General features: G+C 43.5%; 15 protein-coding genes. 8 read left to right on the top strand and 7 right to left on the bottom strand.

Annotation, left to right across the window (positions count from 1 at the left end):
• Positions 1-406 precede the first annotated feature (406 nt).
• From zapE to sspB, 5 genes are all read left to right on the top strand, one after another.
• Positions 407-1534: a cell division protein ZapE gene (gene zapE / locus BM135_RS04525; RefSeq protein ID WP_092518262.1), complete on the top strand. Its 1128-nt coding sequence runs from the start codon at positions 407-409 to the stop codon at positions 1532-1534.
• 267 nt (positions 1535-1801) lie between these two features.
• Complete coding sequence (gene rplM / locus BM135_RS04520) at positions 1802-2230, top strand: 50S ribosomal protein L13 (RefSeq protein ID WP_092518260.1); 429 nt, start codon at positions 1802-1804, stop codon at positions 2228-2230.
• Between the two features lie 15 nt (positions 2231-2245).
• Positions 2246-2638 carry a 30S ribosomal protein S9 gene (gene rpsI / locus BM135_RS04515; protein ID WP_092518258.1) on the top strand — a complete coding sequence of 131 codons (393 nt, stop codon included), beginning with the start codon at positions 2246-2248 and terminating at the stop codon, positions 2636-2638.
• A gap of 432 nt (positions 2639-3070) precedes the next feature.
• Entirely contained in the window at positions 3071-3721 is a 651-nt protein-coding gene (sspA, locus tag BM135_RS04510) for a stringent starvation protein SspA (RefSeq protein ID WP_092518256.1), read from the top strand.
• 3 nt (positions 3722-3724) lie between these two features.
• Entirely contained in the window at positions 3725-4222 is a 498-nt protein-coding gene (gene sspB, locus BM135_RS04505; RefSeq protein ID WP_092518247.1) for a ClpXP protease specificity-enhancing factor, read from the top strand.
• A gap of 119 nt (positions 4223-4341) precedes the next feature.
• Here the strand turns inward: sspB and BM135_RS04500 are convergent, their stop codons facing one another.
• The 3 genes from BM135_RS04500 to gltB all read right to left on the bottom strand — a co-directional run bounded on the left by BM135_RS04500 (position 4342) and on the right by gltB (position 11056).
• Positions 4342-4761, bottom strand: coding sequence for a hypothetical protein (locus BM135_RS04500; protein WP_245737294.1), 420 nt, complete (start codon positions 4759-4761; stop codon positions 4342-4344).
• Between the two features lie 408 nt (positions 4762-5169).
• A complete protein-coding gene (locus tag BM135_RS04495) occupies positions 5170-6588 on the bottom strand; it encodes a glutamate synthase small subunit (RefSeq protein ID WP_092518235.1) in 1419 nt (472 codons plus the stop codon).
• A 10-nt stretch (positions 6589-6598) separates the two neighbouring features.
• Positions 6599-11056: a glutamate synthase large subunit gene (gltB, locus tag BM135_RS04490; RefSeq protein WP_092518234.1), complete on the bottom strand. Its 4458-nt coding sequence runs from the start codon at positions 11054-11056 to the stop codon at positions 6599-6601.
• 680 nt (positions 11057-11736) lie between these two features.
• On the opposite strand from gltB, the gene arcB reads away from it, so the two are divergent.
• From arcB to mtgA, 3 genes are all read left to right on the top strand, one after another.
• A complete protein-coding gene (gene arcB / locus BM135_RS04485) occupies positions 11737-14076 on the top strand; it encodes an aerobic respiration two-component sensor histidine kinase ArcB (protein WP_092518233.1) in 2340 nt (779 codons plus the stop codon).
• 236 nt (positions 14077-14312) lie between these two features.
• Positions 14313-14966: an isoprenoid biosynthesis glyoxalase ElbB gene (gene elbB, locus BM135_RS04480; protein ID WP_092518232.1), complete on the top strand. Its 654-nt coding sequence runs from the start codon at positions 14313-14315 to the stop codon at positions 14964-14966.
• Positions 14967-14970: 4 nt separating this feature from the next.
• Positions 14971-15687, top strand: coding sequence for a monofunctional biosynthetic peptidoglycan transglycosylase (gene mtgA / locus BM135_RS04475; protein ID WP_092518231.1), 717 nt, complete (start codon positions 14971-14973; stop codon positions 15685-15687).
• A gap of 67 nt (positions 15688-15754) precedes the next feature.
• Here the strand turns inward: mtgA and dolP are convergent, their stop codons facing one another.
• The 4 genes from dolP to BM135_RS04455 all read right to left on the bottom strand — a co-directional run bounded on the left by dolP (position 15755) and on the right by BM135_RS04455 (position 19436).
• Complete coding sequence (dolP, locus tag BM135_RS04470) at positions 15755-16330, bottom strand: division/outer membrane stress-associated lipid-binding lipoprotein (RefSeq protein WP_092518230.1); 576 nt, start codon at positions 16328-16330, stop codon at positions 15755-15757.
• 12 nt (positions 16331-16342) lie between these two features.
• Positions 16343-16933, bottom strand: coding sequence for a DnaA initiator-associating protein DiaA (gene diaA / locus BM135_RS04465; protein WP_092518229.1), 591 nt, complete (start codon positions 16931-16933; stop codon positions 16343-16345).
• 55 nt (positions 16934-16988) lie between these two features.
• A complete protein-coding gene (locus BM135_RS04460) occupies positions 16989-17372 on the bottom strand; it encodes a YraN family protein (RefSeq protein ID WP_092518228.1) in 384 nt (127 codons plus the stop codon).
• Positions 17373-17531: 159 nt separating this feature from the next.
• On the bottom strand, positions 17532-19436 hold the full coding sequence (locus BM135_RS04455; RefSeq protein ID WP_092518227.1) for a penicillin-binding protein activator: 1905 nt from the start codon (positions 19434-19436) through the stop codon (positions 17532-17534).
• Between the last annotated feature and the right edge of the window lie 15 nt (positions 19437-19451).

The raw sequence follows: 19451 nt of genomic DNA, 5'->3' as shown, positions 1-19451 counted from the left end.
ATACGCTTACTGGGATAGGCTCTTGGTATCTTGACTATCACTATAACCGTTAATTTAGTCAGAGTGGAATATTGATTATCATTTAATTAATTTATCTATTGCCTAATATATTAATTTTATACGGATTTACCAAAGTATGTAGTCAAAAATTCGTAGCCAAAAGCATCTATACCCAATGGATTTCAAGATGTATCGCGGCTGCAAGGGAACGAATCCCCGGGAGCATAGATAACTATGCGACCGGGGTGAGTGAGCGCAGCCAACAAAGAGGCAACTTGAAAGACGAAGGGCATATACTCAATAGATTTCGAGTTGCTGTGCGACGGTAAGCGCTGCGAGCGTAGCCAACAGAGCTGTAACATACGATACGCACTGAGAATAAAAAATTTTAAGGATTGTCACTTTCATGTCACCGATTACACCTTCATTTCTCTATCAAGCAGCGCTGTCTGATGGTCAGTATCAACCTGACGAAGTACAACGCAATACTGTTGAACGTCTCGATATCATATATCGTGACCTCATCAATGTCCGATCTTGTCATACTCCTCAACCCAATGGGTTGAAAGGCATATTGGGTAAGTTGTTTGGTCGGCAATCCCCTGAGCAGTATCGTCCTGTTCAGGGACTCTATATGTGGGGAGGGGTAGGACGTGGAAAAACGTGGTTGATGGATATGTTTTTCCAGAGCTTGCCTACTGAGCGGAAACTGCGTCTCCATTTTCACCGTTTTATGCTGCGGGTACATGAAGAATTAACAGTTTTACAAGGAAATGAAAACCCTTTGGAGGTAGTCGCTGATGGTTTCAAGGAACAGACGGATATACTCTGTTTTGATGAGTTTTTTGTGTCTGACATTACGGATGCCATGATCCTCGGTACATTGCTGGAGGCTCTGTTTGCACGGGGCATTGCCTTGGTGGCAACATCCAACATTCCACCTGATGAACTATATCGAAATGGATTGCAGCGTGCGCGGTTCCTGCCTGCCATTGAGCAGATTAAAAAATATTGTGATGTCATGAATGTTGATGCAGGTATCGATTATCGTTTACGGACACTTACACAGGCTCACCTTTATTTGACACCATTAACGGAACAGAATCGGCAGGAGATGCGTCATATGTTCCAGCGTTTGGCTGGGCGAGCAGGAGAGCCGAATCCTGTATTGGAGATCAATCATCGCAACATGCCTGCAATCAGTAGTGTTGATGGAGTATTGGCCATCCATTTCAAAACATTGTGCGAAGATCCCCGCAGCCAGTTGGATTACATTGCTTTGTCGAAGCTCTATCATTCTGTTTTGTTGCATGATATGCCAATCATGACGGCATCGGATGAAAGTGCGGCACGGCGTTTCATTGCATTAGTGGATGAATTCTATGAGCGTCAGGTAAAACTCATCATCAATGCTGATGCGCCGATGGAACAGATTTATCAAGGTGAGTTGCTGACGTTTGAATATCGACGTTGCCTGTCTCGATTGCAGGAAATGCAGAGTGAGGAATACCTGAAACTTCCGCATTTGCTCTGATTTATTTCCCCCTGCGGATGCTAATGCATGAAAGTAATATCAACCAATAGGATAATTATTGAATTTGGGGTCGATTTTTTATGATGAGTTCTCTATAATCTTGCGACCCCACGTTACAGCAGGTTTTTTTTCCCAAAAAACTTGCATTAGTGCCGGCATAGGCTATTCGAAGGGGTAGGTTTGCTGGACATGAGTCGTGTGAACCTCCAAAAAGTTTCTGAACATCGAGTGTTCACCAACATGTAACTTATAATTGGGTAAGCTTTAATGAAAACTTTTACAGCTAAACCAGAAACCGTAAAACGCGACTGGTATGTTGTTGACGCAGACGGCAAAACTTTGGGCCGTCTTGCAACTGAAATAGCTCGTCGCCTGCGCGGCAAGCACAAAGCGGAATACACTCCGCACGTTGATACTGGTGACTACATCATTATTGTTAACGCAGAAAAAGTTGCTGTAACTGGCAACAAACGTGCTGACAAAATTTATTATCACCACACTGGCCACATCGGTGGTATCAAGCAAGCGACCTTTGAAGAGATGATTGCCCGCCGTCCTGAGCGTGTCATTGAAATCGCGGTTAAAGGCATGCTGCCAAAAGGGCCACTGGGTCGTGCAATGTACCGTAAACTGAAAGTTTACGCGGGCAACGAGCACAACCACGCGGCACAGCAACCACAAGTTCTGGACATTTAATCGGGATTATAGGCAATGGCTGAAAATCAATACTACGGCACTGGTCGCCGCAAAAGCTCCTCCGCTCGTGTCTTCATTAAGCCAGGTAGCGGTAACATCGTAATCAACCAACGCAGCCTTGAAGTTTACTTCGGTCGCGAAACTGCGCGCATGGTTGTTCGTCAACCACTCGAGCTGGTTGATATGCTGAGCAAACTGGATCTGTACATCACTGTTAAAGGTGGTGGTACTTCTGGTCAGGCAGGCGCCATCCGTCACGGTATCACTCGTGCACTGATGGCTTATGACGAGACTCTGCGCTCTGAACTTCGCAAAGCTGGTTTTGTTACTCGCGATGCTCGTGAAGTTGAACGTAAAAAAGTGGGTCTGCGCAAAGCACGTCGCCGTCCACAGTTCTCCAAACGTTAATTTATTGCCACAGTTGTGGCAATGGGTTAAAGTTAAAAAACCCACCATTTTTATGGTGGGTTTTTTTATTCCTGTAGATTTTTTTATTCCTTAATAACTCTCTATTTTTTGCAAATAAAGAGTGTTTTTTTAGTGATAAATACCTGAATTCCAATATTTCATCATTAATTCTCAATGTACTTCCCCACAAAATGCGCAAAATCTGATAGAGTAGTAATAATTTTTTGCCTTATCCATGAATTTGCCCGATTTGGCAGAGGTTAAATATCTTTCTAAGAAATTTCTCGTTACAGCCAGTAAAGCAGTTACTAGAAAAGTGAAGGGAATAGCCTCGGATAATAAGTGCGAAACAGGATGAGAATATGAGCGAGAATAGCCGCTGTTTATTGAAGAGCTGTTCGTTCCTTTTTTTAGATAAACTTGGAGGTTTTCATGGCTGTCGCTGCCAACAAACGTTCGGTAATGACTCTGTTTTCCGGCCCGACCGACATTTTTAGCCATCAAGTGCGAATTGTACTGGCGGAAAAGGGGGTCACCGTAGATATTGTACATGTTGATCCCCTTGAAGAAGATAATTTGCCTCAGGAGTTGATTGATTTTAGTCCTTATAAATCTGTTCCAACTCTCATTGATCGTGATCTGACTTTGTATGATTCTCGCGCCATTATGGAATATCTGGATGAGCGTTTCCCACATCCACCACTCATGCCTGTGTATCCGGTTTTACGTGGCACGTGCCGCATGGCGATGTATAGAATTGAAAAAGATTGGTATTCCCTGATGTACAAAATTCAGGAAGGAAATGCTCAGGAAGCTAATGCTGCACGTAAACAGCTTGCTGAGAAATTACTGAGTAAAGATAGTATATCTCTTTTCAGTCCTTTCTTCGCACATGAAGAGTTCAGTTTGGTGGATTGCTACTTGGCTCCGCTGCTGTGGCGTTTGCCTGCTTTAGGTGTTGAGTTGTCAGGTCCGGGTACAAAAGAGCTTCAAATCTACATGCAGCGTGTGTTTGAGCGTGATGCATTCTTGGCTTCACTGACAGAAGCCGAACGTGAAATGCGTTTACAATCACGGAGTTAATTTATGGAGATGACTCAAATGTCTCCACGCCGCCCCTATTTATTGAGGGCACATTATGAGTGGCTATTGGATAATGACATGACCCCGCATATTGTTGTGGATGTTAACGTTTATGGCGTTAGCGTCCCGATGGAATATGTGCAAAATGGGCAAATTATTTTGAATATCTCACCGAGAGCGGTTGGCAATTTAGAATTGACTAACGATGAAGTGAGGTTCAATGCCCGTTTTGGTGGCATTGCTCGTCAAGTTAATGTTCCGATGGCAGCTGTTATTGCGGTTTATGCCCGTGAAAATGGTGCGGGAATGATGTTTGAGCCAGAACTTGCCTATGATGAGGATACTGGATCAGAAGAAACAGATGCACCAATAGCAGATAATTTGGTGCTTATCCACGATAGCAGACATGGTAGCAAAACTTCTCACGATGATAATTCGCCAGATGACGAACCGCCACCTCAACCGCCAAAGGGTCGTCCAACTTTGCGCGTTGTAAAATAATTGCTTAAAGCTCATATCTTATAGATTTTAAGTTGCAGTCAGCAAGGCTGTAACTTGAAAGATGAAGAGACTTATTAGAAATGCAAATAGAGGAGACATTGATCTCCTTTATTTTTAGTTTACAAATAAGTGTTACGAGCTTTTTCAAATTCCCACATACAGATTTCGATATTATCCCGATTTTTCCCAGTATTAGATTTTTTTGCTGCGTTTAAGCTGTTCATCATTTTTTTGGAAAAAATTTTCTTTTTATCCAGTCCATTGAATGTTTGAGGAATAGTGCAGATATCAGTAAGTGAAAACGCATGGTGTGCTTTTGCCAGTGCTAATACCTCTACAGGATTTTCAGTCAAAGCAACCGATAAAGAGTTAGTAATTTGCTGGGGAAATTTGGAATGGGCATTAGGGATGAGCTTAAAGGCAATTTGCAGCCATTGTGTATCACCGGTTGAAATACTATGGAGAATGTTATCCTGTTCGTATTTTTCATTTATCTCTGCCACAACAGAATTTACTCCTCTTTCTTGTAATTGTTGCATAATTTCGGCAGGAGTAGAGACTTTCGCAATTGATGGCAAGCTTATCAAGGATATGCAAGAGAAGAAGAGTATCTGTGTGAGTAATCGCATGTATTTATTCCTATTATTATCGTTTTAGTGATCTTTTATTTCACATCTATTTAACCAGTTACTTTGAGCAACTTTCTTTCCGAAAAAAATAAGCCTTATTGCTGTATTACGGTATTGCACTATTGTTGTATTGTTATAATGAGTAGGAGATTAAATCGGTATATTTGGCTTTAGAGTATAAGAATAGTCGCATAAATCTAAAAAATACAATTAGTGTGGTAGTAAAAGAAAATAAAAAAAACGACGGGATTTTTATGCTTTTGAGATCTTCTCCGATTAAGGGATCGGAGAAGTCATTAGAAGAAAAAGAATGGGATATTACACTTCAAGATAATCGAGAATGCCGAAAGCAGCTTTTCGACCTTCATCAATGGCCGTTACTACCAAATCAGAGCCGCGCACGGCATCTCCACCTGCAAATATTTTAGGATTACTGGTTTGGAAAGGCAGATTACTGGACTCAGGGGCTACAATGCGGCCTTTTTGATCGAGGTTGACTTGATGTTCATCTAGCCAGCTCATGGTATGGGGTTTGAAGCCAAACGCCATGAGCACGGCATCAGCTTCTATCAAGAATTCTGAACCTTGAATAACCTCAGCCTGACGACGGCCTTTTTCATCTATGGTACCCAGTTGTGTTTTCACAACTTTAACACCACAAATATGCCCTGCGTTGTTAATCCCAATGCTTATTGGTTGAAGGTTAAAGAGAAACTCTACACCTTCTTCTTTAGCATTTTTTACTTCACGACGGGAGCCAGGCATATTTTCTTCATCCCGCCGATAGGCACAGATAACACTGCTTACACCTTGGCGAATCGAAGTACGGACACAGTCCATTGCAGTATCACCACCGCCCAGAACCAGAACACGTTTACCCTTCATATCAACATAAGGCTGTTCAGGGAGAGAAGGGTAGCCCATCAACTGACGGGTATTGGCTATTAAAAAAGGCAAAGCGTCATATACCCCGTCAGCGCTTTCGTTCACCAATCCGCCACGGATGGATTGATATGTTCCAACTCCAAGAAATACAGCATCAAATTCTGTAGTGAGTTCAGCCAGCGTGATGTCTTGGCCTATCTCTGTGTTCAGACAGAATTCAATACCCATCCCGGAGAACATTTCACGGCGGCGAATCATCACCTCTTTTTCTAGTTTAAAAGCGGGAATACCGAACGTGAGCAAGCCACCAATTTCAGGATGGCGATCATAAACCACCACTTGTACACCGTTGCGGATCAGGACATCTGCACAAGCCAATCCCGCTGGGCCGGCTCCAATCACGGCTACGCGTTTGCCTGTCGGGATGACATGCGACATGTCCGGTTTCCAGCCCATCGCGATGGCTGTGTCATTAATGTAACGTTCAATATTACCGATGGTGACAGCACCGAAGTCATCATTCAGTGTACAAGCGCCTTCACACAGGCGATCTTGCGGACAAACCCGCCCACAGACTTCTGGTAAGCTGTTGGTCTGGTGAGATAATTCTGCTGCTTCAATAATGCGCCCTTCATTGACGAGTTTCAGCCAATTCGGAATATAGTTGTGTACGGGGCACTTCCATTCGCAGTATGGATTACCGCAGGAGAGGCAGCGATCTGCTTGTGCCTGTGCCTGAATTTCAGAAAAGGGTTCATAAATCTCAACAAACTCTATTTTTCTGATTTTCAATGATTTTTTCGGTGGATCGACACGCTGCAAGTCGATAAATTGATAAACATTCTGGCTCATAATTGACTCCTTACTGTGCCTGAACCCGCAATTCGGCAGCAGAACGACTGCGGTGCCCCAACAACGCACTGATATCACTGGATTTAGGCTTAACCAAAGCAAATCTATTGACCCATTGAGACCAATTTTCCAATAGGCTTTCGCCGTGTTGAGAGTTTGTCAGACGAACATGTTCGGTGATTAATCCCCGCAGGTGCTCTTTGTGAATAGCCAAACTATCCATTGAGAGAACTTCCACCAGCTCTGGATTGACGCGTTTACGGAAGTCATCAAATTCATCAAGTACGTAAGCGAATCCCCCTGTCATGCCCGCCCCAAAATTGACACCAGTGCTGCCCAGAACACAGACGATCCCACCAGTCATATATTCACAGCCATTGTCGCCGATCCCCTCAATAACGGTGATGGCACCTGAATTACGTACCGCGAAGCGTTCACCGGCATGTCCGGCAGCAAAGAGTTTCCCGCCTGTTGCACCATACAGGCAGGTATTACCGATGATAGTGGCTTCGTTACTTTTAAATGCGGAACCAATAGGAGGAAGGATGGTAATGCAGCCACCTGCCATACCCTTACCGACATAATCATTGGCATCGCCGATTAAAGTCAGCTCAACACCACCTGCATTCCACACTCCAAAACTTTGTCCGGCTGTTCCACTGAAATGTAATTTGATCGGATCGGCCGCCCGTCCCTGATCGCCATACCGGGCTGCAATTTCACCGGAGAGAGAGGCGCCAACAGAACGATCTGTATTTTGGATATCAAAATAGAATGTCTTGCTTTGTGAATTTTCCACATAAGGCATCGCTTGAGCGATGATCGATTTATTCAGCGTCCCCTGATCAAAAGGAGAATTATCTTCTGTGCAATGCAGCGCTTTGCCAACGTGAGGTTCTGCCGTTTCCAGCAATGGTTCAAGATTGAGTTTGCTCTGCTTAGCCGAAATTCCCTCAAGTATTTCCAACAAGTCTGTTCGACCAATCAAATCCGTAAGCTGTTTTACACCTAATTGTGCCATCAGTTCTCGTGTTTCCTGCGCAATAAAGCGGAAATAATTCATGACTCTTTCTGGCAGGCCGTGATAATGAGATTGACGCAGTTTTTCATCCTGCGTAGCGACGCCGGTAGCGCAGTTATTTAAGTGACAGATCCGCAAATACTTACAGCCGAGGGCAACCATTGGGCCAGTTCCGAAACCGAAACTTTCTGCACCTAAAATAGCCGCCTTGATGATATCCATACCCGTTTTCAATCCCCCATCAACCTGAAGGCGGATTTTATGGCGCAGCCCATTGGCAACCAATGCTTGTTGGGTTTCCACCAGCCCCAATTCCCATGGGCAACCTGCATATTTGACAGAAGAAAGCGGACTTGCACCAGTTCCACCATCATAACCAGCAATAGTTATCAGGTCGGCATAAGCTTTGGCGACACCTGTGGCAATGGTTCCTACACCGGGTTCTGAAACCAGTTTTACGGAGATTAGCGCTTTCGGATTCACCTGCTTAAGATCGAAAATCAATTGGGCCAGATCTTCGATTGAATAAATATCGTGATGTGGTGGTGGTGAAATTAAGGTCACTCCGGGGACGGAATAGCGTAATTTGGCGATATAAGGCGTGACTTTATCTCCCGGCAATTGGCCTCCTTCCCCTGGTTTTGCACCTTGGGCGACTTTTATCTGGATTACATCAGCACTGGCCAAGTACGCTGGCGTAACTCCAAATCTGCCAGAGGCGACTTGCTTGATGCGGGAAACTTTGTTGGTACGATAGCGCGCAGGATCTTCCCCACCTTCTCCGGAGTTGGAAAAACCACCTAGCGCATTCATCGCTTCTGCCAGCGCTTCGTGGGCCTCAGGGCTGAGAGCACCAATTGACATGGCTGCGGTATCAAAACGTTTGAACAATGCTACTGCGGGTTCAACATCCTCAATGTTAACGGGCTCATCTTTGGGAGAAATGGCAAGCAGATCCCGCAATGTTGTTATGGGACGTCCATTAACTAATTCAGAATATTTCAGGTAATCGCTGTAGTTGCCACTGTGGACTGCTGCCTGCAATGTGCTGACAACATCGGGGTTATAAGTGTGATATTCCCCATTATGGACATATTTCAGCAGCCCCCCTTGATCGATGGCGTGACGATGTAACCATGCCCGTTTGGAAAGATTACGCAGATCTTGTTCAAAATCACTGAAATCTGCGCCTTCAATACGACTGACGACACCATTGAAGCAGACATCTGTTACATCAGAGTGCAGACCAACGGCTTCGAACAATTTCGAGCAGCGGTAAGAGGAAATGGTGGAGATACCCATTTTAGATATAATTTTATACAGCCCTTTATTAATGCCATTGCGATAATTAAGCATAACGCGGGCGTATGGCGTATTAATTGTGCCGTTATCCACCATTTTTCCCAGTGACTCATAGGCCAGATAAGGATAAACCGCGGTAGCACCAAAACCGATCAATACCGCAAAATGATGTGGATCACGCGCACCGGCGGTTTCTACGATCAAATTGGTATCGCAGCGCAGGTTTTTCTCAACCAAACAGTGCTGAATTGCACCGACTGCCATTGGCGCAGGAATTGGCACTCTTTCAGGTGAAATATTGCGATCGGATAGTACCAGCATTACTGCACCATTACGGGCGAGTTCTTCTGCTCTTTCACATAAAGTTGAAATCGCGCTCTTCAGCGTGATCTCCTGTGGATTGAAGGTCAAATCCAGCGTATCAGAGCGATAATAGGATTCCTGATGGGTCGTCAGTTGCACAAAATCAGAGTAAAGCAGAACCGGAGATTCAAAGCACAGTCGATGAGCTTGTCCCTCCGCTTCGCAAAAGACATTCATTTCTCGTCCAATGCGGGTAGCCAGAGACATAACATGAGCTTCACGCAATGGATCAATAGGAGGATTGGTAACTTGAGCGAATTGCTGACGAAAATAATCATAAATAATACGCGGACGGCTGGAAAGTACGGCAAACGGCGTATCATCTCCCATTGAACCTGTCGCTTCTTGAGCATTTTCACCGAGGGTACGGATAATCTGATCCAATTCCTCATAACTGTAGGCAAACTGTTTGTGGTAAGTTGCCAACAAGCGATCATCCAAATCTCTCTGCCCGATTTGCTCTTCCGGCAACGCTTCGAATGGAGTCAGCCGTTTGACGTTTTTCTCCAGCCACTCTTTATAAGGGTGACGGCTTTTCAAATCATTATCAGTTTCAGCAGAGTGGAGAATGCGGCCCTCATAGGTATCAATGACCATTAATTCACCAGGCCCAACACGACCTTTTTCGACGACTTCATCTGGTTGGTAATCCCAAATACCGACTTCAGAAGCACAAGTAATCAGCTTATCTTTGGTAATCACATAGCGGGCAGGGCGTAAGCCGTTGCGATCCAGATTACAGGCTGCATAACGCCCGTCGGAAATAACGATGCCAGCTGGTCCATCCCAAGGTTCCATGTGCATAGAATTGAAATCGAAGAACGCTCGCAGGTCGTCATCCATATCAGGGTTATTCTGCCATGCTGGTGGAACGAGCAAGCGCATTGCGCGTATTAAATCCATGCCGCCATTGAGAAACAGTTCCAGCATGTTGTCCAGTGAACTGGAATCAGAACCGGTTTCATTAACAAAAGGCGCGGCAGTATGTAAATCGGGGATAAGTGGTGTATGGAACTTATAGGCCCGGGCTTTAGCCCATTCGCGGTTTCCGGTAATGGTGTTGATTTCCCCGTTGTGAGCCAGATAGCGAAATGGTTGTGCCAATGGCCAGCGAGGAACTGTATTAGTTGAAAAGCGCTGGTGGAATAAACAGATGGAAGACTCCATGCGCAAGTCAGCCAAATCAGGGTAGAAGCGCGGTAAATCCGCAGCCATGCAAAGTCCTTTATAAATCGTGACCAGATTAGATAGGCTGCAAATATAAAAGTCGTTGTCGGTAATGCGTTTCTCTATGCGGCGGCGGGAAACGAACAGTCGGCGTTCCAAATCTTGCGCACGCCATCCGGCTGGCGCATTGATGAAAACTTGCTCAATACGGGGGAGGCTTGATAGGGCAATATCACCTAAAATATCGCGATTAATAGGAACTTCCCGCCAACCCACAATGGATAGGGTTTCGTGTTGTAATTCCTGCTCAATAATATCACGACATGATTGGGCTATTTTTGCATCCTGACTCAGGAACAGCATGCCGACAGCATAGTTTTTAGCGAGCCGCCATGATTGCTCACTGGCGATCATTTGAAAGAAACGGTCTGGTTTTTGCATTAATAAACCACAGCCGTCACCCGTTTTTCCATCCGCCAGAATCGCGCCCCTGTGTTGCATACGAGCCAATGCATGTATGGCTGTACGCACCACTTTGTGACTCGGCTCTCCTTCAATATGTGCGATTAATCCAAAACCACAGTTATCTTTTTCCTGCAATTTATTATACAACATTGTAAAACTCCCCAAGTTCTGTCCGACTTTTTTTGTCTGACTCTCACATCACTCGCGAGATGGCATAAATATATTTATTTCTATAGGCGTCTAATTCGCGCCCTCAGTTAAACGCCACTTGTTTTATTGATATCCACAAGCGGTAAATCAAAATGATGTCATGTTCTCTATCACTGCATAAATATGAGTTGGGTGATTATCCAACAGGTGATTTTCAGTGAATTCCCAACTTAACGATAAAAATAGAGTAGGTCAAATAGTGTTAAATTGCGCTTTTTGTAGAAATTTTTTATTTATTACGTTGATTTTAATGAATAAATATTGAGTTTTTATATTTTGTGACCAAGATCATTCCCTTATATGATGTGATTTATATCACTAAAATTACCACATTATCTATTTTAGATATGCTTTAAAATGCATAATATTTAAAATTTTATTCTAATAATTTATTTTAAATTAGATTTATTGTATGTATTTTTCTCTTTTCAAGATAATATTATTGATTATTTTTTAATCATAAAAAATATAATTGAAATCTAGTGCATAGTTATTCTGTTTTTTTGGATATTTTATTCTTTATGGGGTTTAAGGATGATATCACTCAACGAAGTTGGGGCTTTTTTGCGTTATGATTCAATCTGGTGACTTTATCGGGAATAATTTTACTGGGAGCGGTTATGAAGCTGATTCGAGGGCTTGCCCAATATTATGTAGATTTGATGATGAAGCTGGGGCTGGTGCGTTTTTCTATGTTGCTTGCATCGGCTTTGGTTATTCTTGCTATAACGATGCAGATGGCAGTCACAGCAGTACTGACTGGGAAAGTGGAGAGTATTGATTTAATTCGCTCCATTTTTTTTGGTTTGTTGATCACTCCTTGGGCAGTTTATTTCCTCTCCATCGTAGTTGAACAACTTGAGGAATCCCGCCAGCGTTTATCTGGTTTGGTCGAAAAACTTGAAGAAATGCGTCAGCGCGATGCGACATTAAATCTGCAGCTCAAAGAAAATATTGCCCAATTGAATCAAGAGATCGGCGATAGGGAAAAGGCGGAAAAAACGCATTTGGTTTTGTTGGATAAACTTAAACTGGAAATGGAGTACCGAGAAAAAACCCAGATTGAACTTGAACAGCAATCAATACTATTGCGTTCATTTCTGGATGCCTCCCCGGATTTAGTTTATTACCGTAATGAAGAGAATGAATTTTCTGGCTGTAATAGGGCGATGGAATTGCTGACTGGCAAAAGCGAAAAAAATCTCATAGGTCTGACGCCGACGGATGTTTATGATAAAGAAATTGCCAGCAAGGTGATGGAAACTGATGAAAAAGTATTTCGCCACAATGTCTCCCTGACTTATGAACAATGGTTAGTTTATCCCGACGGGCGCAAGGCCTGTTTTGAGCTAAGGAAAGTCCCTTTTTATGATCGTGTTGGCAAGCGACATGGGTTAATGGGATTTGGGCGCGATATAACGGAGCGTAAGCGCTATCAGGACGCATTGGAGAATGCCAGTAGGGATAAAACGACTTTTATCTCTACGATTAGCCATGAGCTTCGTACTCCTTTAAATGGCATTATAGGTTTGAGCCGAATCTTGATGGATACCGACTTAACACCAGAGCAATGCAAATATCTGGAAACAATTCATGTCAGCGCCGTTACTTTGGGAAATATTTTCAATGATATCATAGAATTAGATAAAATTGAGCGTCGCAAGGTTCAGCTTGATAACCAACCAGTTGATTTCACGGGTTTCATGACAGATTTGGAGAATATTTCAGGTTTATTGGCGCAACCGAAAGGAATTAAATTTGTACTGGAACCAGAGCTGCCATTACCAGCAAAAGTGCTGACTGATGGAACCCGCTTGCGACAAATCTTGTGGAACCTGATCAGCAACGCTGTCAAATTTACGCTTCAAGGCGAAATTAGGGTTCGTATCTGGCGTGAAGAAGGAGAGCGCTTATTTTTTGAAGTAACGGACTCCGGTATTGGCATTCCTCCTGATGAGCTGGAAAAAATCTTCGCAATGTATTATCAGGTCAAAGACAGTGCTGGCGGACGCCCTGCGACAGGCACAGGAATTGGCCTTGCGGTTTCGAAGCGCCTTGCTCAAGGAATGGGGGGAGACATTGCTGTGAAAAGCACGTTAGGCAAAGGCTCTTGCTTTACCTTGTCTGTTATTGCTCCAGCCATTGTTGATTATCCAGAAGGGAAGGCTGAACAAGATGCTGTGCCATTGCCAGCACTTAACATCTTGTTGGTGGAAGATATTGAATTGAATGTCATTGTGGCTCGTTCTGTACTGGAGAAACTGGGTAACAGTGTGGATGTTGCCATGAATGGTCATGATGCATTGGCAATGTTTGATCCTGATGAATATGATTTAGTGCTACTGGATATCCAATTGCCGGATATGACCGGACTCGATATCGCCCGTCAATTGCACCAGCGTTACTCCTCTCAATCCTTGCCTCCTTTGATCGCTCTAACGGCTAATGTATTGAAGGATAAAAAAGAATATCTTGATGCAGGCATGGATGATGTGCTCAATAAACCGCTATCCGTCAAGGAATTGACTGCCGTAATAGAAAGATATTGGGGTAAGACATCTGAATCTGAAAGTATCTTACCGGAAGTTGGTATTGTGTATCAGGATGAAGAGCGGCTAGATATAGAGATGCTTAACCAATACATCGAATTGGTTGGACCAAAAATGATTATAGATAATCTGTCTATTTTTGAAACCATGATGCCAAGTTACATTTCTTTGCTGGACTCCAACATGACCGCCAGAGATCAAAAAGGCATCACGGAAGAGGCGCATAAGATTAAGGGAGCGGCTGGTTCAGTAGGGTTACGCCACTTGCAGCAATTGGCTCAGCAGATTCAGTCACCAGATTTACCTGCGTGGTGGGATAATGTTCAGGAGTGGGTGGATGAGTTAAAGTCGGAATGGAAGCAGGATATAGAAATATTAAGAAATTGGTTATCAGGCGCTACAAAAAAATAACCCTAACCGAAGTTGGGGTGCGCTAATACTGCGCCAACACCAGGGAAACTTGTTTACCCGCTTATCTAAGATTTATTTTCGATGCGAGTAATTAAAGAATTCTTCCGCACAGAACACAAGTACCAACATAGCAAAGATAAGATTTTTTGTTACAAGATTCATTAAAATCTGTGATGAAGATTGGTGTTTAACCCTCTAAGGGGTTAAGCATTAATCTACTACAAATGGAGAGAAATATGAAATCTGTTGCCGTTATATTAAGTGGATGCGGAGTGTACGATGGAAGTGAAATTCACGAATCAGTACTGACTATGCTCTCTTTAAGCCGTCTTGGCGCTGAAGTGTCTTTTTTTTCGCCTGATGAAGCACAACATTATGTTATTAATCACCTTAATGGAGAAGAGAAAAAAGAAAGCCGCCATATAATGGAAGAATCCGCCCGCATAACACGTGGAAATATACAGCCTTTATCCAAAGTTAATATTGATGAGTTGGATGCGCTGATTATTCCTGGGGGTTTTGGTGTAGTCAAGAATTTATGTAATTTTGCATCTAAAGGTTCTGATTGCGAAATAAATAAAGAGTTATTAAGTATTGTGCAAAATATACACAAATCAGGTAAGCCGATGGGGTTTATGTGCATTTCTCCTGTTATGGTACCTAAAATATTAGGCAAACCGATAAAATTAACCATTGGAAATGATCCAGAAACAGCGGCTGAAATAGAGAAGATGGGAGGTATACATATTGAGTGCCCCGTTGATGACGTTGTTATTGATTTTGAAAACAAAATTGTGACAACACCCGCTTATATGCTTGCAGAATCCCTGTTTCAGGCAGAAAAAGGAATTGATAAATTAGTTAGAGAAATATTGAGAATGATTGAGTAATCGGATGAAAAATCCTTTTTCAATATTGTGGCGCTGGCTGAAAAAAATTGTCGTATCGATCACAGTTCTATGGTTTGTTGCTGTAATCGCTTTTTCATTTCTGCCGGTGCCGTTTTCTATGGTGATGATAGAGAGACAAATAGGCGCTTTAATGTTAATTAATTTCTCTTATGTTTCTCATTCCTCATGGGTAGATCAGAATCAAATTTCACCTTATATAGCATTAGCCGTCATTGCAGCCGAAGATCAAAAATTTCCAAAACATTGGGGATTTGATTTTGATGCTATCGAAACTGCTATAGCGCATAACAAAAAATATCAAAAGCGAATTCGGGGGGCATCGACAATTTCTCAGCAAACAACCAAAAATTTATTTTTATGGGAAGGTCGGAGTTGGGTCAGAAAGGGATTGGAAACGGGCATGACGGCGGTACTGGAATTGCTATGGTCAAAGAAACGTATTTTGACGGTCTATCTTAATATAGCCGAATTTGGCAATGGTATTTTTGGTGTTGAAGAAGCGGCTCAGCGTTACTTCGGCAAACCTGCCAGTCGATTGACAGTTTCTGAGTCTGCATTGCTCGCTGCTGTTCTACCAAACCCCCATCGCTATAAGGTGAATGCTCCCTCCAAATATGTATTGCAGCGCCAACAATGGATTTTGCGGCAAATGCAGTTAATGGGGGGAGAGAATTACTTAAAGCAAAATGAATTGAGATAGGAAAAAGCGGCACCAATTTGTGCCGCTTTGATGGTTGTTTTCTGAGCTATCGCTTTGGCTGAGGTTTTCAGTTGAGGTAAGTAAATGCTGTTGTCACACGTCTTACGCCACTGGTTTCGCTGGCGATTTTCGCAGCGTCACTTCCTTCTTGTCGGGTGACGATGCCAAACAAAAAGACTTCACTATCTTCTGTCACCACTTTAATGCTGGATGACCTCACTGAATCGCTGGCTAAAATTTTTGAGCGCACTTTGGTTGTCAACCAGGCATCGGTGGAAACTGTGCCCAATGAAATGGGGTTACCCTGACGGATCTCATTATATACCGTCTTGGTGCCTTCAACTTTCGACGCAATCTGTTTTGCCCGCTCAGCCAGAGCTATATTTGGGCTTTGGCCTGTTAAAAGAACCTTATTTTGATACACAGTGGCTACCACGCGTGCTTGTGCCTTAATTTGTGGATCTTTACTGATGGCCGTGCTGACACGGGCTTCCAGCGTAGTATCGTCAACTTGTTGGCCAATTGTTCGCGGATCTGAACCGGCTTTTGTGGCAAACGCGGCAGAACCTACGACGGCAGCGCCAATACATCCTTGTAATAGCATTACACTGAAACATATTAATAATAGAGAAAATAACCGCATGAGCTGGCTCCTTTATTCATCCTGATGAGGGAATAATGTATTGTCGATCAAGTCGCACAGACAGTTAATTGTCAACATATGGACTTCTTGGATCCTGACGCTATGGTGTGAGGGAATGCGTATTTCAACATCCTGAGGGCCTAGTAAGCCTGCCAATTCACCACCATCGTAGCCTGTCAGCGCGACAATCGTCATATCGCGTGTAACAGCAGCTTCTACCGCTTTGATGATATCCCGACTGTTTCCATGTGTGGAAATAGCAAGCAGAACATCCCCTGTATGTCCCAGTGCTCTGACTTGTTTGGCGTAGATTTCATCAGGCTGTTTACTGTTGGCGATGGCGGTGATTACTACATTATCTGTATTCAGTGACAGTGCAGGTAAACTTGGCCGATCCGTTTCGAAGCGATTAATCATGCTGGCGGCAAAACGCTGTGCGGTTGCGGCAGATCCACCATTACCACAGCAAAGGATTTTATTGCCGTTCAGCAGTGATTGAACCATCATTATTGCGGCGCGTGAGATTGCGTCGGGTAATGCTTCTGCTGCTGCGATCTGAGTTTGAATACTTTCTGTAAAGCAGACTTTAATTCTATCCAGCACGTTATGACCTATGTATTTGGAATATATTTATTTAAAAAGTGAGAAAATTGAGAACCTATTGAAATAAGCTCTCATTCAGGGTGAAGGCATTTTTCAGCCATTCAAATTTTTGTCCTGTTATTGCACAAACATCGAAACGGCATGGTGCAGTTTCCAGACATTCATTTCGTCGGGACAGCCAGACAGCCGCTGTGTGCAAAAGCTTTCTGCGCTTACTTTGGGTAATTGTAGCAATGGCACCACCATATTGTGCATTCTGACGAAAACGGACTTCAACGAATATCCATGTATATTTATCACGCATAATCAGATCGATTTCCCCACCACGAATTTTCACATTCTCAGCAACAAAGACAAGCCCTTGTTTTTGCAAAAACAGTTTAGCTTGCTGTTCATAATGGCGCCCTAGTGCATAGCGATTGTTTGTTGGTTTTTTCATCCTGAAATGACCACGATTCCTTTCATATTTCAAACGGTATCTTTCTCAAACCGTATCTTTTTAAAGCAATAGCTTTTTAAAACAATAGATTTCTAAAACAATAGCTTTGTTACCTGTTTTTTACGCTCCCGACCATTATCCATGATCGGGAGCGTTACTTTACAAAGCATTATTTACGTTATCGGGATTATCCATATTGCCAGTGTTATTGCTGTTTTCTGCGCCATTGATATTTCCGCTATTGGCATTGGGGTTATTGACATTAGTATTATTGACATCGCCAGTGCGATTTTCGAGAACTATACGGCCATTATTGAATTGCATCCATGGTAGTTGACGCAAGATGGTGCAGTTACCCGTCACGGAAAGTTCTCCCGATGCACCATTCAAGCGGAATCCCATCTCTTGCCGCATTTGCGCAAATTGATTAGCCAGTGACCATGCATCGATTCCCATTGCATAGATGCGCATCAGAGAATAATCATTGGCGAATTTTTTGGCAGCTTGTTGCATTAATGGCACATTTGCACCTGTCAGCAATGGAATATCACTAAATTGCATACCATCCATCTCTAGACGGAAATCCGGGCCTGAGCCTGATGTATTGCTGCGTGAGCTGGCATAGAGAGTCGGCTTTTTACGGGAACTGATTGCCATATCGATCATTGGCTTGATGGTGGTCAGTTCATTCGCTGTCGCGACAATGTAAACAGCATCCACAGGGGTAGTTTCTGAGCTTGTGGGGATAACTGGTGTACCAGATAAGCGAATGCCAATTCCACGATTCATGGACTGCCTCATTTCGCTCGGTGTTCCAAAAGCTTGTTGCAATACCGCTTGACCACCCAATTTTTGCCACTCTTCCGCAAAGGCTTTTACAACTCGAGTACCCAACTCAGTACGAGGTATCAACACCAGAGGACTGCGCTTTTGTTGTTGCCAAATATGCATTGCGGCATTCTTCGCTTCATCTTCAGGAGAGAGCGAGAAATAACAGATACTTGACTGTGTTTGTGGTACATCAAGTTCATTGAGTGCCAGAATATTCAATGGAGTCTCAATCTGAGCCAATTGCTCTACATTAATTTTCAGCAATGGCCCAACGACCAGAGTCACACCATCTTGTTCAGCCTGTGCCAGCAGGGCAGTGAGTGGCTGGCTGTTAGTGTCATAGATTTTTACAGTTTGATTATTGATAGGAGCATCATTAATCGTAGAAGCCACTGTTGGTACCGAATCCGCAGTTGATACGATATCTGTGACCGCATCCATTTCAGATATGGGTTCAATCGCAGCAACGCCACTATTTTCTGAATTTGCAACGCTGGCATTTTCAGGATCGGCTGATTCAGCATTAGGTGGCGTGGTGTTGATTTCCCCATTTGAATCAACGGTATTTGTTGGCAATTCTGGTTTTAGCAATGCAGGTTTTGATAAAGATAACTTTGGCAATCCTTTTTGTGCATCAAGGAAACCTTGGCGAATAGCTTCACCAAACACTTTTGTCGGACCGCTCAAAGGCAGAAATAATCCAATTGTGGCATGGCTGGTTTTGGCCTCTTGCAGAATTTGTTGCAGGGGCGAGGGTAAACTACGTGCAGCAGGGTTGTTTGAATAACGGATTTGCCAATCGTGGACAGCTGAACGCAGTTTCTCCAGATCCTGTTTATTAATCTGATAGGTATTGAGTAAATCAAGCCAACCTTGCAATGTATATTCATTGGCATTAATCACCAATTCACTCATTTGCTGGGGTGAAAGATGCGTCAGTAATTGCCATGTCTCATCAAGATTTTTCTGGCGGGTGGTATCATCTGTTGCTTGGTTTTTTGTTAAATAGGACTCCAACGCGATGTAAGCACGGATAACATCCAGCGATGGTTGATTGTGTGCTGCATCAATAATGGCTTGATAGCGGTTAATCTCTGCGCTGATACTGTCCTGAGGCTCAGAAGTTGGTTGCCCTTGCTGTGCGGGCATGGTACACCCTGCAATAATCATAGTCGACAGCAGCGCTGTATAGACTAAACCAGTTTTAAAACGCACAAAAATTGAGGGAAGCATACTGTATCCAGTGAT

The sequence above is a fragment of the Xenorhabdus japonica genome, assembly GCF_900115195.1.
Classification (GTDB): Bacteria; Pseudomonadota; Gammaproteobacteria; order Enterobacterales; family Enterobacteriaceae; genus Xenorhabdus; species Xenorhabdus japonica.
Note: the sequence above shows the minus strand (reverse complement) of the source record. Positions and strands in the feature narration are given on the sequence as shown.